The sequence below is a fragment of the Flavobacterium sp. WC2416 genome, from assembly GCF_041200095.1.
Classification (GTDB): domain Bacteria; phylum Bacteroidota; class Bacteroidia; order Flavobacteriales; family Flavobacteriaceae; genus Flavobacterium.
Map to the genome: position 1 here is coordinate 2282846 of NZ_CP165626.1, position 15133 is coordinate 2297978.

Annotated in this window: 12 protein-coding genes; 3 read left to right on the forward strand and 9 right to left on the reverse strand. The window is 33.9% G+C overall.

The features are described 5' to 3' along the window. The first annotated feature begins 44 nt into the window (after nt 1-44). On the forward strand, nt 45-2312 hold the full coding sequence (locus AB3G39_RS09730; protein ID WP_369765049.1) for a M1 family metallopeptidase: 2268 nt from the start codon (nt 45-47) through the stop codon (nt 2310-2312). Between the two features lie 78 nt (nt 2313-2390). Here the strand turns inward: AB3G39_RS09730 and AB3G39_RS09735 are convergent, their stop codons facing one another. Together AB3G39_RS09735 and AB3G39_RS09740 are read right to left on the reverse strand one after the other, a co-directional pair. After that, nucleotides 2391-3434 carry an agmatine/peptidylarginine deiminase gene (locus AB3G39_RS09735; protein WP_369765050.1) on the reverse strand — a complete coding sequence of 348 codons (1044 nt, stop codon included), beginning with the start codon at nt 3432-3434 and terminating at the stop codon, nt 2391-2393. 2 nt (nt 3435-3436) lie between these two features. Next, nucleotides 3437-4324: a carbon-nitrogen hydrolase gene (locus AB3G39_RS09740; RefSeq protein ID WP_367770160.1), complete on the reverse strand. Its 888-nt coding sequence runs from the start codon at nt 4322-4324 to the stop codon at nt 3437-3439. 183 nt (nt 4325-4507) lie between these two features. Between AB3G39_RS09740 and AB3G39_RS09745 the strand changes: the two genes are divergently transcribed. Next, nucleotides 4508-4789, forward strand: coding sequence for a hypothetical protein (locus AB3G39_RS09745; RefSeq protein WP_367753311.1), 282 nt, complete (start codon nt 4508-4510; stop codon nt 4787-4789). A gap of 92 nt (nt 4790-4881) precedes the next feature. On the opposite strand, the gene AB3G39_RS09750 is transcribed toward AB3G39_RS09745, so the two are convergent. The 3 genes from AB3G39_RS09750 to clpB form a co-directional block, all read right to left on the reverse strand. After that, a complete protein-coding gene (locus AB3G39_RS09750; protein ID WP_367770157.1) occupies nt 4882-5271 on the reverse strand; it encodes a DUF2809 domain-containing protein in 390 nt (129 codons plus the stop codon). 178 nt (nt 5272-5449) lie between these two features. Continuing rightward, nucleotides 5450-6538: a PAS domain S-box protein gene (locus AB3G39_RS09755; RefSeq protein ID WP_369769325.1), complete on the reverse strand. Its 1089-nt coding sequence runs from the start codon at nt 6536-6538 to the stop codon at nt 5450-5452. Nucleotides 6539-7060: 522 nt separating this feature from the next. Next, nucleotides 7061-9667: an ATP-dependent chaperone ClpB gene (gene clpB / locus AB3G39_RS09760; protein WP_369769326.1), complete on the reverse strand. Its 2607-nt coding sequence runs from the start codon at nt 9665-9667 to the stop codon at nt 7061-7063. A gap of 158 nt (nt 9668-9825) precedes the next feature. Here clpB and ytxJ point away from each other — a divergent pair, with 158 nt between their 5' ends. Further along, a complete protein-coding gene (gene ytxJ, locus AB3G39_RS09765; RefSeq protein ID WP_369765053.1) occupies nt 9826-10215 on the forward strand; it encodes a bacillithiol system redox-active protein YtxJ in 390 nt (129 codons plus the stop codon). Between the two features lie 81 nt (nt 10216-10296). Here the strand turns inward: ytxJ and AB3G39_RS09770 are convergent, their stop codons facing one another. The 4 genes from AB3G39_RS09770 to AB3G39_RS09785 form a co-directional block, all read right to left on the reverse strand. Beyond that, complete coding sequence (locus AB3G39_RS09770; protein ID WP_369765054.1) at nt 10297-11460, reverse strand: hypothetical protein; 1164 nt, start codon at nt 11458-11460, stop codon at nt 10297-10299. Beyond that, on the reverse strand, nt 11441-12439 hold the full coding sequence (locus AB3G39_RS09775; protein ID WP_369765055.1) for a DUF2157 domain-containing protein: 999 nt from the start codon (nt 12437-12439) through the stop codon (nt 11441-11443). The genes AB3G39_RS09770 and AB3G39_RS09775 overlap by 20 nt, the downstream gene beginning before the upstream one ends. A 143-nt stretch (nt 12440-12582) precedes the next feature. Further along, the gene (gene argH, locus AB3G39_RS09780) at nt 12583-13863 is read right to left on the reverse strand and encodes an argininosuccinate lyase (RefSeq protein ID WP_369766278.1); all 1281 of its coding nucleotides are present in this window, start codon (nt 13861-13863) and stop codon (nt 12583-12585) included. 166 nt (nt 13864-14029) lie between these two features. Then, on the reverse strand, nt 14030-15100 hold the full coding sequence (locus AB3G39_RS09785; RefSeq protein WP_369765056.1) for a M20 family metallo-hydrolase: 1071 nt from the start codon (nt 15098-15100) through the stop codon (nt 14030-14032). Nucleotides 15101-15133 lie beyond the last annotated feature (33 nt).

Genomic DNA, 15133 nt, shown 5'->3' on the forward strand with positions numbered 1-15133 from the left:
ATAAGTTTTTTTTTCATTAATTTGCTTTATAAACAGTCAAAAACATGAAAAATATCCGGTTCAAAGCAATCTTCCAATTGGCTTTATTATTAGGAATTTCGTCCCTATGGGCACAACAAGTTCCAGCAACTACATCAACTGCTCCAATTTCAAATTACAATTATCATGATGCTTTTGCACCATTTTTTTATTCGAAAAATGGAACAACGACACGTTCTGCTAGTGGTCAACCTGGTGCTGAGTATTGGCAAAACAGAGCGGATTATGTTTTGACTGCTAAATTGAATGAAAACAAAAACGAGATTGTAGGTACAGATATTATTACTTATACAAATAATAGTCCAGACAAAATGTCTTTTGTGTGGATGAATGTGGATCAAAATTTATTTAAAGGTGATTCACGTGGAAATTCAGTTGTGCCGCTTGCTGGAAGTCGTAACGGAGCTCAAGGTGAGGTTTTTGATGGTGGTCATAAAATTAAATCAGTAACGATTGTAAATGCTGTAAAAGGAAAAGTTACAGAAGTAGAAGCTAAGTTTTTAATTACGGATACAAGAATGCAAATTTTTCTTCCGCAGGAATTAAAAGCAAAAGGTGGGTCAGTAAAAATTAAAATAGATTTCTCTTATATCTCTCCTAAAGAAGGATCGGATAGAACAGGAGTTTTGGAAACTAAAAATGGTAAGATTTTTACAATTGCACAATGGTATCCACGTATGTGCGTGTATGATGATGTAAGAGGATGGAATACGAATCCTTATTTAGGCGCATCAGAGTTTTACTTGGAATACGGAGATTTTGACGTAAATATAACAGCTCCAGCAAATCACATTGTAGTTTGTTCAGGTGAATTAGTAAATCCAACAGCAGTTTATTCAGCTACAGAGCAATCGAGATTAGCACAAGCAAAGCAAAGCGATAAAACCGTTTTTATTCGTACTGCAGATGAAGTTGCTACAACATCAAGTGCTACCGGAACTGCAACGAAAACATGGCATTATAAATTAAAAAATGCTAGAGATATGTCTTGGGCATCATCGGCAGCATTTATTTTAGATGGAGCCAAAATTAATTTACCAAGCGGTAAAAAATCTTTAGCATTATCTGCTTATCCTGTTGAAAGCGCAGGAAATGATGCGTATGGTCGTTCAACTGAATTTGTAAAAGGATCTATAGAAAACTATTCTAAAAGATGGTTCGAGTATTCATATCCTGTAGCAACCAACGTTGCAGGAAATGAAGGAGGAATGGAATATCCTGGTATAGTTTTCTGTGGATGGGAATCAAAAGGAGAAGATTTATGGGGCGTTACTGATCATGAATTTGGTCACAACTGGTTTCCAATGATTGTAGGATCAAATGAGCGTTTATTTGGATGGATGGATGAAGGGTTTAACACTTTTATCAATTCATTGAGCTCTGTTGATTTCAATAATGGAGAGTATAAAACGGAAGATTCTGATATGCATAAATTAGCCAATAGATATACGGATTCTAATTTAGAAGTAATTATGAGTTCTCCTGATAATATGAAAGAGGCTAATATTGGTCTTTTATGTTATTCAAAACCTAGCTCTGGTTTAGTTATTTTAAGAGAGCAGGTATTAGGGGAAGCTCGATTTGATTTAGCGTTCCGTACTTATGTAGAACGTTGGGCTTTTAAACACCCTACACCAGATGATTTCTTTAGAACAATGGAGAATGTTGCTGGTGAGGATTTAAGTTGGTTTTGGAGAGGTTGGTTTGTGAATAACTGGAAATTTGATCAAGGAATTAATTCTATTAAATACGTAAAAAATGACCCAAAACAAGGGGTTGTTATTACAGTGGAGAATTTTGAAAAAATGCCAATGCCAATCGTTTTGGATATAAAAACTAAAAGTGGTAAAGTGGATAGAGTAAAATTGCCTGTAGAAGTTTGGCAGAAAAATACCACTTGGTCATTTAAACATAATTCTACTGAAGAAATCGAAAGCATCACTTTGGATCCAGATCATGTTTTTCCTGATAATAATGAAGGAAATAATATGTGGAAATCAGGTTCAGGAGTTGTTGAAAAAGATGTTATTTTAGATGGTTATTTAGGAACATACTCTAATACAAAAGCACCAATTAAAATTACTTTTACAGAAAAGAATTCGGTTCTTAGTGCGTTAATTACTAATTATCCTCAGTTCTCTGTAGAGCCTATTGGTAAAGATTTATTTGAATCTAAAAGAGCAGGTCTTAAATTCCAGTTTAATGAAGATAAAACAGGATTCGATATGATTATCAGTGAAACTCAAAAAATTCCTTTTACAAAGGATAAATAGAACCTTACGAATTTTATCATACTAAAACACCAGCAAACTTGCTGGTGTTTTTTATTATAAGAATAATCAAATGATATTTTAAGTTGGAATTTGTTGACTTAAACAATGTAAAGTTCCAAACCCCCATATAAAGTCTATGGCACTAATCCCAATAATTTCTCTATCAGGGAAACATTCCGCTAGAATATTTAAGGCTTTACGATCGTTAACATCGTTAAATGTTGGAACTAAAACGCATTTGTTCAAAATTAAGAAATTAGCGTAACTAGCAGGTAATCTTAAATCTTCAAAATCAATGCGTTTAGGCATTGGTAAAGCAACAATAACAGGTGATTTTCCATTTTCAAGCTTAGCATTTTGCAAACGTTTCAAGTTATCTTGTAATGGTCGGTAGTTATTATCTTTTTGATCTGTTTCTACAATGGTCACGATTGTATCTTCGTTAATAAAACGACATAAATCATCAATATGACCATGAGTGTCATCGCCTTCAATACCATCTCCAAGCCAAATCACGTTAGTAATTCCAAGGTATTCCTTGAAAACAGCTTCGTAATCGACTTTAGTAAAACCAGGGTTCCGAACTTGAATATCAGGGTGCATCAGGCATTCCTCTGAAGTCAATAATGTTCCTTTTCCATTACTGTCAATTGCACCTCCTTCAACGATAACTGGTTTTCCTTTGTACATCACTTGCGTAAGTGGCATATCTAGAAAATTTGCTACCCTTTCAGGAACGTGTTTATCTAATTGGTAGTTTTTATATTTTGCCCAACCGTTAAAGTTGAAATTCAATGCTTCTCTTTGATAGCCATTATAAACAACAATAGGTCCAGAATCACGCATCCAGCTTCTATTCGTTTTTTGGATAATGAAAGAGATATTATTTAAGTCTACTCTTGCCATTTCTAGCATTTCGGTCACTTTGTCTTTTAGCTTTTCATCTATGACTACTAAGAAAACCGTTTCATAAGTAGCTACTTTTTTAATGAATTCAACAAAAGCCCATTGAACGGCTTCGTATTTTCCTGGCCAATCTTTTCCGTTATGAGGAAAACAAAGTAATATGCCTTGTTGATTTTCCCATTCTGCAGGAAATCTTCTATTATTTGTAGTATTCATATTTAGTCGATTGCTCTTTTAGTAATATCTCCAAAAGCGTCAATGCGTCTGTCTCTAAAAAATGGCCAGTTCTGACGTACATTTTCTTGTAAGTCAAGATCTACTTCGGCAATTAAGATTTCTTCTTTGTCGTGTGAGGCTTGCGCCAAAATTTCTCCTTGTGGTCCGGCAATAAATGAAGATCCCCAAAATTGAATTCCTGCCGTATCTGGCAAGTATTGTTCTAGTCCGATTCTATTTGCAGCAGCTACATAAACGCCATTTGCAACAGCATGTCCTTTCATCACGCTCATCCAAGCACCGTGTTGGTTGACACCATATTCGTCTTTTTCGGCTGGATGCCATCCAATAGCGGTAGGATAAAATAAAACCTCAGCACCTTGAAGCGCCGTTAAACGAGCGGCTTCTGGATACCATTGATCCCAACAAATTAGTGTTCCAATTTTTCCTTTTTTAGTAGGAATTGTTTTGAAACCTAAATCACCTGGCGTAAAGTAGAATTTTTCATAAAAATGAGGATCATCTGGAATATGCATTTTGCGATACAATCCTGCTTCTGATCCGTCTGTGTCAATGATGTAAGCGCTATTGTGGTATATGCCAGCCATTCTTTTTTCGAAGAAAGGAACAATGATTACAACACCTAACTCTTTTGCCAAAGCACTAAAAGCAATAAATGAAGTACTATACAATGGTTCTGCTAAAGCAAAATTATCAACATCTTCACTTTGACAGAAATAATGACTGCTGTATAATTCTGGTAACGAAATTACTTCCGCACCTTGACTTGCCGCATCACGAACCCAGCTTAAACATTTTTTCAAGTTGTTTTCGGCAACATCGTTAAGGTTCAATTGGATTACGGCTATTTTGTATTTTTTATTTGGCATCAGATAAATTTTAGAGTACAAAAATAGGAATTTATGTGACTATTAAAAAGACGTTTGTTAAAATAGTAATAACAATGTATGGAGAAAGGAAATGTATTTTATATTTGTATTACTAATTAAAACCCTATTAAAATAGCATTGCCAATAAATTAAAACTACTGATTAATAAAAACCCCAATAATTATGACTAGTGATTTTGAAACCATCGAAAAAGAAAGCATCCATTCTTTAAAATTCCCTCATATTGAAGTATTAGAAGACGATGTTGCAATCAAGCAAAGAAAAAATGATTTGGAACGTGCGCTTTCTTTAGGGAATTTAGAACATTCAAAAATCCAAATTTACTTCGAAGACAGCAACTCTAAAAAAATGGTAGAAACAACAGTTTGGGCACTAACTGATGAAAGTGTCGTTTTAAAGCAAGGTGTTGAAATTCCCATTAATAGAATTTTTAGGATATTATAATAAGCATAAATAAAATAAAGTACGATTATTATGAATCAACACTTTGATTAATCTTAACCGTGGAATCGCATTTTTGGTTTGCTTGAGGAGTATTATCTAATTGTTTCGATATCCTTTCTTAGTACATATTTCTCTACGACAATAACGATAATTAAACCTATCAAATAGGTTAATAAATCAATCCAAGAGAAGGAAGTTCCTATTACTGTTCGTGCTATTTTAGAATTTTCTAAATGTAAGGTCTTGACAATATTTAGATATTGAAGAAACTCTATTGAAAAAGAGAAAATCAATACAAATAGCACGGCTGGTAAAACGCCTAATTTTAAAAATGATTTAATAAAACAATAGATTAAAATTACTACCAAAACATCCCCAAGATAAGGTCTTACAAAATTGTCATGTACAAAAACAGCAATTATAACTTCAATTACAAAAAGTAGAATAGTAACTCCAAAGTAGTTTTTATTGAAGGTTAACATGATTTATTTTTTAATGTATTATGTTCTTTAAAATCTAGATTTTGTTTGTTTCTTACGTTCAAACGGTAACGCTAGATGGTATTTTTATAAAAATAATTTGTGCTTTTAAAACGAAGCCCACACCAAATAATTCATGGTAGCGATGATTTAATCGTGTGTTTTTGACGTTATTCTGTTTTTAGTCCTTGAATGTTATTGTGAATTTTGCTCCTTCGTTTATTTGACTTTCTACTTCAATCCGACCACCTAAATTAGTGATGTGATTGTAAATTAAGTAAAGTCCGATACCATTACTATCAATATGATTGTGGAATTTTTGATGCAATCCAAATATTTTATCACGGACTAAATCCATGTCAAAACCCAATCCATTATCGGAATAAATTAACTGACTTTTTCCATTTTCTGTTGTAGAAGTAATAGAAATAGAAGGGAAAGTATCTGGTTTTGAATATTTTATTGAATTTGTGATTAAGTTTAAGAATATGCTTTTGAGGTATTCTTTATTGAAATTAATAGTAGGAACTGCTTCAAAATCAATAGCGATTTTAATTTTAGACTCTTTTATTAAAGAGTCTATAGAAAGTAATACTTGCTTTAAATTTTCTTTTAAACTTAATTCTTCAATTGAAGCATTTAACTCATCTTTTTGAATTAATTCATCTACGGATTTTTTTAAAGTTTGGCTTAAACGTTCTGTTGTTGTTTTTAGGATCGTTATAAATTCAAGGGTCTCTTCATCATTAATCTTAGAAATATCAATAAGATCAAATACCGATAGTAAATTATTTACGGGAGATTTTAAATCATGCGAGGTGGTATAGGATAAATGTTTGAGGTCTTTATTAATTTTTGTCAAATTTGCAAGGAGTATATTTCGCTCTTCTTCAATTCTTTTTTTATGAGTAATGTTTTTAGCTATGGCATATACTAATTTTTCATCTTCAACTGGCATCGAAGTCCAAGATAACCATACCAGCTCCCCAGTTTTGGTTAAGTATCTATTTTCGAAATTTAACAGCGCTTTATTTTTATACACTTGTTCTCTCGTTTCGATTGTCATTTTAAGATCTGGTGCATAAACAAATGTATGTATGGGTCTAGCATACAATTCCTCATCGGTGTACCCTAATAATTCTGAGACAGCGGGATTTATTCTTTTAAAATAACCATCAAATCCGGCAATACAAATTAGATCAGCTGAAATATTAAAAAAATTATCAAAATGATATTCGATATCTGAAGTAGGATTTTTTTTTATTGTCATTGCGTTTGAAAATTAGACTAACTGGGATTTTAGACCAATATTTATTAAATGAATTGCTTTTAAAAAGTAAACGGTGCTTTTTCAAATTTAGCAAATAATTATTTACAATATAAATTATACTATAATTTAAATTAACAAAATGAGGTTGCTGTTATATTTATCGCTTTAGTTAGCCACGTTCAAAATGCTACTACTCATTTTCTAATTTAGGCAAGTACTCGTAGGAAACAAGTTCCAGATAATTGAGACAAACGTGAACCAGTGGGGTTATTTTTTTTGTGGTCACGAGCGGAACGCTCCGGTAAGCACATTAATATATATAATTTACTTCAAATTATGAAAATAGCTCGTTCTTTCTAGCCCTGATGGAGGCGGCATCCTCGTAGTGCAACGGAGAGATACAGCCGAAAGCAGGAGGGAGGGTTTTTATGGAAAACACTAGTTCTGCTCCTTAAAAATAAGGTATAAAAAAACACCAGCTTCATGACTGGTGTTTTCTTACTACAAAAAAACTATAAATAATTATTCTACTAATTCGGATTGATTTCTAAAAACCAATTCTCCGTCAAAAGCATCCAACAGTATGATACTATCAGTAGCTATTTTACCAGCCAAAATTTCTTTGGACAAGGTGTTCAATACATCTCTTTGAATCACACGTTTTACGGGGCGGGCACCAAATTGTGGATCGAAACCTTTCTCGGCTAAATATTCTATGGCTTCTGGTGTGGCGTCCATGGTAATGCCTTGTAGGGCAAGCATTTTGGTCACTGATTTCAATTGTAGACTCACAATTCTTGTGATATTGGCACTTGTTAAAGGGGTAAACATCACGATTTCGTCAATACGGTTAATGAATTCAGGGCGTACCGTTTGTTTTAATAAACCAAGAACTTCTACTTTGGCAGCCTCAGTAGCGGCTTCCATACTTCCTTTTAGATTTTCGAATTTTTCCTGTATGATCTGACTACCCATATTAGAAGTCATGATAATAATGGTGTTTTTGAAATCGGCCAAACGTCCTTTGTTATCTGTTAAACGTCCTTCATCCAGTACTTGTAGCAAGATGTTGAACGTGTCAGGATGTGCTTTTTCAATCTCATCCAATAAGATCACCGAATACGGTTTTCTACGCACGGCTTCGGTCAATTGACCGCCTTCATCATAACCTACATATCCTGGAGGCGCACCTACTAAACGGCTCACACTGTGGCGTTCTTGGTATTCACTCATATCAATGCGCGTCATGGCGTTTTCATCATCAAACAAGTATTCAGCTAAGGCTTTCGCCAATTCGGTTTTTCCTACACCAGTTGTTCCCAAGAATAGAAAAGTTCCTACTGGTTTTTTCATGTCTTGCAATCCAGCACGAGAACGACGTACGGCATCACTCACGGCTTCAATCGCTTCTTCTTGTCCTACCACACGACGGTGTAGCTCTTCTTCTAGATGCAATAGTTTTTCGCGTTCTCCTTGTAGCATTTTCATCACTGGAATTCCAGTCCATTTAGCCACTACTTCGGCAATATCTTCACGAGTAACTTCTTCTTTGATTAGAGAGCTTCCACCGGCTTGATTTTCGACTAATTCTTTATGTAAGACATCGAGACGCTCTTGGGCTTCTTTGATTTTTCCGTAACGAATTTCGGCTACTTTACCGTAATCACCATCACGCTCAGCACGTTCTGCTTCGTATTTGTAATCTTCAATTTCCGTTTTGATTGCCTGCACATTATCAACTACATCTTTCTCTGATTTCCATTTGGCATAGATTTTATTGCGATCTTCTTTTAGGTTGGCTAAATCCATTCCTAAGGTTTTGAGCTTGGTCTCGTCTTTTTCTCTTTTGATGGCTTCGATTTCGATTTCAAGTTGCATCACTTTTCGATCTAAAACATCCAGTTCTTCTGGTTTTGAATTGATTTCCATTCGGATTTTAGAAGCGGCCTCATCCATTAAATCAATCGCTTTGTCTGGAAGAAAACGATTGGTAATATAACGTTGTGATAATTCGACCGCAGCAATAATAGCCTCGTCTTTTATCTGTACTTTATGATGTGTTTCGTATTTTTCCTTGATACCACGAAGGATAGAAATCGCACTTTCGGTATCGGGTTCTTCGATGATAATTTTCTGGAAACGACGTTCTAAGGCTTTGTCTTTTTCAAAATATTTTTGGTATTCGTCTAATGTCGTTGCACCAATGGCTCTTAATTCTCCACGAGCCAAAGCTGGTTTCAAAATATTAGCAGCATCCATAGCGCCTTCGCCACCACCTGCACCTACAAGGGTATGTATCTCATCAATAAAAAGCACAATGTCACCTTCGGCAGCAGTGACTTCTTTCACTACCGCTTTGAGGCGTTCCTCAAATTCTCCTTTGAATTTGGCTCCCGCAATCAGCGCTCCCATATCTAGTGAGAAAACTATCTTGTCTTTTAAATTATCAGGAACATCGCCATCCACAATACGGTGCGCTAAACCTTCGGCAATTGCAGTTTTACCAACTCCAGGTTCCCCAACCAACATGGGGTTATTTTTAGTTCGACGCGTAAGAATTTGTAATACACGTCTAATTTCTTCGTCCCGACCAATAACTGGATCTAGTTTACCTGCTTTGGCTAATTCATTTAGGTTTTTAGCGTATTTATTCAATGAGTTATACGTTTCTTCCGCTGATGCTGAAGTAACTCTTTCTCCTTTACGTAGTTCGTCAATGGCTGCTTTCAATCCTTTTTCGGTTACACCTTGATCTTTTAAGATTTGGGAAACTTTGCTTCTAGAACCAAAAATAGCCAAAATTAAATGCTCAATAGAAACGAATTCATCGTTCATTTTCTTAGCAATAATCTCCGCTTCGTTTAGTGCCGTATTTGCATCTCTCGAAAGCATCACTTCACCGCCCGAAACTTTAGGGAAGCTCTGGATTGTACTATCTAATATTTGTATGAATAATGGAACATTTACATTTAGTTTTTTCAAAATAAAAGGTGCTACATTTTCATCGACTTCAAAGATGGCTTTGAAAATGTGTTCGTTCTCTATTTGTTGCTGTCCAAAGCTTTGAGCCAATTGTTGCGATTGCTGTATGGCTTCTTGCGATTTTATGGTAAATTTATTTATGTTCATGATTTTATTGTTTTTGTAGTTATATAATTATAGTTAATTGATAACTTTGCAAACAGATCTTCAATTTATATTCCATTACAATATTATAGACAAAATGGCGTATAAAATATGATTTTTATCATAAAAACCAGTCAAAATGACTGCATTAACGACAAATTATGAGTTTTTTTAAAAATATTTTTAGTGGTTCAGAGAACCAAAATGATTCTAGTAGCAAAATGGACTGGAATAACTTAACTGATTTGGGGCAGTTGAACGAAATAATGACACTTTCAAATGAAAATCCAGTGGCTATTTTTAAACACAGTACACGTTGTAGTGTAAGCAGAATGGCATTGAAACAGTTTGAAAATGAGTTTGATAGCTCAGATAAAGTTACGCCATATTTTTTAGATTTAATAGCGTATCGTGAAGTTTCTAATGAAATTGCAAATCGTTTTGGAGTACAACATCAATCTCCTCAGTTGCTACTTATAAAAGATGGAAAAGCGATTTATAATGCTTCTCACAGTGATATTGACGCTACAGTTTTGAAGACTAAAGTATAATCCTGAAAGTTTAAAATAAGGCCACGAATTCACGAATTAAAATCTTTATAATTCGTGAATTCGTGGCTTTATTTTTTGTTTTTAAAAGTTGCCTGACGATCCGCCACCACTAAAACCACCACCACCAAATTCTATATTGGATTCTTGATTAATTTCGGGTTTTAATCCCAGTTGAGAAGTAATTAAAGCTTCAGCATTCATAAATGCATTTTTTGTACTAAAACGATCTGGTTGGAATGTGATTCCTGTAGTATTATTTTTTAATTTTTTTATCGAAAAATAAGTAAAGGCAAACAATACTAATCCGCCTATGGTTAAGACTATTTCAATAGGCAAAATAGCGTAATAGAAGCGTATAGTGTAAAAAGAAAAGCATAGTGCTACTAATCCAATCCAAAGCATGATTCGGTCCTTAATTAACAAAGAGTACACCACATAGCCAATAGGAACAATAAACGTAAAAGCATAAAACAAAAAAGCAAAAGGGATATCACTATTTGGAGCAATACCCGCACCAAGTAATGCTACTGAAAGTTCCCTAACTACTAGATAATTTCCCGATAGGTAAAATAAAATAAGACTAAAGCTATAGGCTAATTGAATTCCTTTGTAGTAGTAAAACGTTTTTAAATTTTCCAAAACCTTTTTGCTATAAAGATAAATGCCTGCAGAAAAAAGCATAATTACAAATGGTAAAATCGTTTTACCCATGGCGCCAAACTCAAATAGGGTATACACCAATGTCGAAGTTCCTGATATACAAAACAGAAATGCCATTGATAAATGAAGATAACGAAGGTAACTCAATAATGAAGTAATAGTAAGAATCGAGGCAATTACTAATCCGTTTCCATTTGTTGAAATTCCTATGGCTATTGCCAAAGTTAATTGGGAGCCAATCAAAAAGGCATCGTCAAGACCATGTCCATAATATTTTTGCTTGGTTAAAATTTCCGTTCCTACAAAACCTATAATAGTATAGATAAAAAGAAGAACTTTATAATTTTCAGTAAGTGCTTGAAGGAGAATTAAAGAAATAAATCCACAAATAGAAGAATATAAAAAACTGCCAAGTATAAAAAAACCAATGCGTACAAGGATGTTAGTATTACTTTTTAATATAATTAATTCTTTTACTATCAAGTTGTATTGTTCTTTGCTTATAAAGCCAGCATTTTTCAAAGAATGTGCTTCTTCAACTAAAGATACATTCTCTAATTCGGTTTTATCGTATTGTATCATCATTGCTATTTTTATTGAATTTTTTAATAAGTCGGATAAATAAAATTATAGAACCAATGAAATAAAAGGGAGCTAGATATAATAGCGGGATTAGAAAATCAGAGATATTTGCTATATCAATAAGTTTAAAAATAAAAATATTGATACCTACGTAAGCATATATAATGGTGAAGACGAATAAAGAAACAGATTTAACTTCATAGCTTGATTTATAAAAATAATAAGATGAGGCTAGTAATAGAAATCCAAATATTCCCCAATACGGATTGAATAAATTATTGATGCAGGAAAAACTGATTAGGTGTAAGGCAAATGTTAAATAGATTAAAGTGAAATGGGTTTTTAATGCAATCTTATTACTGTAAATGGACCATAGAACTAATATAACTCCTAAACCTATTGCCGAATAACTTAATGTAGTTGTTTCGTAAAAACTATTGTTTAGTAATGATTGTGGACTTACAGATAAACCGATATATGCAGCTAATCCTGTAATAGCAATAGATAAGATGCTTTTATTATCAAAATAATAAGCGCAAAAGAGTCCGATTGCTGTGGGAATTAATGTTGCTAATCCATAATGAGTACCAAAAGCAGTGTACTGAAATTGTAGATATCCTATGAAAATACAACTCAATAGTACAGCAGTAAGAATTAAGTAGTCAAATAGTGGATTTTCAAAATTAGTTTCTTGTTTTTTAAATCCTATCGTGTTTTTAAAACTGAAATAAAAACAAATTGCTGTTACTATCAATAATAAGGAGAGAATTGCGATATGGCCACTGGTATCAATGTTTTCATAAATTAAAATACCAATTCCCGAGGTAAATAGTAAAACAGATAAGTATAAGGAGAATTTTAATTCTGAATGCAATGAAAATATATTTAAATCTCGGTGAACAGTAATTTCTTTGAATTGCTCCTCTGGTATTAAATTTTTTTCAAAAAGTCTATTTGTGGCGTTTTCTTCAAATTTTCCCATACGAATCGTTTAAAATTACTTTTATAAATATATAGTTATTTTTTTAACATTTAGCATTATGATATTTTGAGGTTTAAAATAGGGAATAAAAAAACGCACTGTGATTTACAGTGCGTAGTATTTTTTAAATTGATTTCCAGTTTTTAGAAAGCCTGATTCATTTTTTCTTTTATTTCAGCCAAACATAAGTTGTTTATACTTCCTTCGTGCGTGTGTTTGGTTTCTTTTGGAGAAGTGTAAGTTCCATTTTCCAGTTGCTCTGCAACCGCTTTATAAGCATCTCTAAATGGCATTCCAGCAACCACCATTTCGTTTAAGGTATCAACAGTAAATAAGTAGTTGTATTTTGGATCTGCTAGGATGTTGTCTTTTACTTTGATGTCTTTGATAGAAAAAATCGCAATATCCAAACAGGCCTGTAAATTTTGAATGGCAGGGAACAATCCCTCTTTCAATAACTGTAAATCACGGTGGTAACCACTAGGTAGATTATTTGTAATTAAAGTGATTTCATAAGGTAAGGCTTGAATTTTATTGCATTTTCCACGAATCAACTCAAATACATCAGGGTTTTTCTTGTGAGGCATAATGCTCGAACCTGTAGTTAAATGTGCTGGTAAGCCAATGAAATCAAAGTTTTGACTCATGTACAAACATACATCCATCGAAAACTTAGCCAAAGTTGCTGCCACGCTGCTCATGGCAAAAGCCAATGTTTTTTCTGATTTTCCACGGCTCATTTGAGCGGCAACCGAATTGTATTTTAGGGTTTCGAATCCCAGTTCATTGGTTGTGAAAGTTCTGTTGATAGGAAAGGAGCTTCCGTAACCTGCAGCGGAACCTAACGGATTTTGGTCTACCACTTTTAGAGCGGCATTCAACATGGTGATATCATCAATCAAAGTTTCGGCATAAGCGGAAAACCACATCCCAAATGACGATGGCATAGCAATTTGTAAATGCGTATAGCCTGGTAACAATACATTTTGGTATTTCTCTGCCGATTCCATTAGTAAATCAAAAAGCGATTTTACTTGCTGTTTTAGTTCGATTACAACATCTTTTAAATACAAGTTGACATCAACCAAAACTTGGTCATTACGAGAACGAGCGGTATGGATTTTTTTACCAGCATTACCTAGTTTTGCTGTCAGTAAATATTCAATTTTGGAGTGTACATCTTCAAATGAATCTTCAATTTCGAAATTTCCAGCGGCAACATCAGCGATGATTTCGTTTAATGCAGAGACTAAAGAATCAGTTTCGGTAGTGGTTAATAAACCAATGTTTCCTAACATTTTAGCGTGAGCAATAGATCCTAAAGCATCGTATTTAGCCAAAACTAAATCCAATTCTCTGTCGTTACCAACAGTGAATTGTTCTATTTGTTTATCAGTTGGTATTCCTTTTTCCCAAAGTTTCATATTGTTTTTTTGTTTCAGGTTTAATGTGTCAAGTTTATGGTTAAAACTTAAATAGTATTTTTGTTGTTTATTAAGATCTTCTAGCCCTGATAGTAGCGACATCCTTTTCCTGCTTTTTTAAGCAGGGAAAGATATAGCGGATAGCAGGAAATAGCTCCTAATTATTTTATTGCTTTAAAAAATCACTAAGTATTTTAATATACAATTCGATTCCTTCTTCTATTTCATTTAAATAGATAAATTCATCAGCAGAGTGTGAACGCAGGGTGTCACCAGGTCCTAATTTTAAGGATTTACAGCTCAAAACGGACTGGTCTGAAAGGGTAGGTGAGCCGTAGGTGGTTCTTCCTAAAGCAATTCCTGCCTGTACTAACCCATGCGATTCTGGGATTGATGACGAACTCAAGTTCATGGAACGTGATGTAACTTCTGCAGGTACATTTTCTTTTACGATGGCCAATATCTCATGATTGGTGTAGCAATCGTTGACGCGAATGTCCACAACTAAATCACACTCAGACGGTACAACATTGTGTTGTTTTCCAGCATTTATTTGGGTAACAGTCATTTTTACTGGTCCTAATTGCTCTGATATTTTTTCGAAAGTATAGTTTTTAAACCATTCCATCACAGGAATTGATTTGTAGAGTGCATTATCATCATTTTGATGTGCGGCATGACTTGGCGTTCCTTTTACCTTAACATCAAGAACTAATAAACCTTTTTCGGCTATGGCCAATTGCATTAAAGTAGGTTCTCCAACGATGGCACACTCTAGTTCAGGTAAACTTTTAAGCACGCTATTTAGCCCTTTTTTTCCACTGCTTTCTTCTTCTGCCGATGCTACCATTACAATGTTGTAAGGAAGATTTTCAGCAGGATAAAAATGTACAAATGTTGCCAAAAGTGAAACCAAGCATCCACCAGCATCGTTGCTCCCTAAACCGTATAATTTTCCATTCTCAACAATGGCTTTCAAAGGATCTTTGGTATACGCCTGATTGGGTCTTACCGTATCGTGATGCGAATTCAATAAAAGTGTTGGTTTACTCTTGTCGAAAGTCTTGTTGTATGCCCAAATATTGTTATTTTCTCTCTCAAATGGAATTTCGTTTACTATAAACCATTTTTCGATTAAAGCCGCTGTATGCTCTTCTTCGCTTGAAAAAGATTGGGTTTCAATCAGGTTTTTTAGTAATGCAATGGCTTCTTGAGTAAGTGTTTCTTTGTTTTTCATATTTTATTATGTTTTGCCACAATTCTTTTTTTA

Excerpts from the sequence above, each read along its gene's own strand:
- AB3G39_RS09735 (WP_369765050.1), bottom strand. The coding sequence starts at position 3,434 with ATGAATACTACAAATAATAGAAGATTTCCTGCAGAATGGGAAAATCAA.
- argH (WP_369766278.1), bottom strand. The coding sequence starts at position 13,863 with ATGAAACTTTGGGAAAAAGGAATACCAACTGATAAACAAATAGAACAA.
- AB3G39_RS09775 (WP_369765055.1), bottom strand. The coding sequence starts at position 12,439 with ATGGGAAAATTTGAAGAAAACGCCACAAATAGACTTTTTGAAAAAAAT.
- AB3G39_RS09755 (WP_369769325.1), bottom strand. The coding sequence starts at position 6,538 with ATGACAATAAAAAAAAATCCTACTTCAGATATCGAATATCATTTTGAT.
- AB3G39_RS09750 (WP_367770157.1), bottom strand. The coding sequence starts at position 5,271 with ATGTTAACCTTCAATAAAAACTACTTTGGAGTTACTATTCTACTTTTT.
- AB3G39_RS09785 (WP_369765056.1), bottom strand. The coding sequence starts at position 15,100 with ATGAAAAACAAAGAAACACTTACTCAAGAAGCCATTGCATTACTAAAA.
- AB3G39_RS09730 (WP_369765049.1), top strand. The coding sequence starts at position 45 with ATGAAAAATATCCGGTTCAAAGCAATCTTCCAATTGGCTTTATTATTA.
- AB3G39_RS09740 (WP_367770160.1), bottom strand. The coding sequence starts at position 4,324 with ATGCCAAATAAAAAATACAAAATAGCCGTAATCCAATTGAACCTTAAC.
- clpB (WP_369769326.1), bottom strand. The coding sequence starts at position 9,667 with ATGAACATAAATAAATTTACCATAAAATCGCAAGAAGCCATACAGCAA.
- AB3G39_RS09745 (WP_367753311.1), top strand. The coding sequence starts at position 4,508 with ATGACTAGTGATTTTGAAACCATCGAAAAAGAAAGCATCCATTCTTTA.
- ytxJ (WP_369765053.1), top strand. The coding sequence starts at position 9,826 with ATGAGTTTTTTTAAAAATATTTTTAGTGGTTCAGAGAACCAAAATGAT.
- AB3G39_RS09770 (WP_369765054.1), bottom strand. The coding sequence starts at position 11,460 with ATGATGATACAATACGATAAAACCGAATTAGAGAATGTATCTTTAGTT.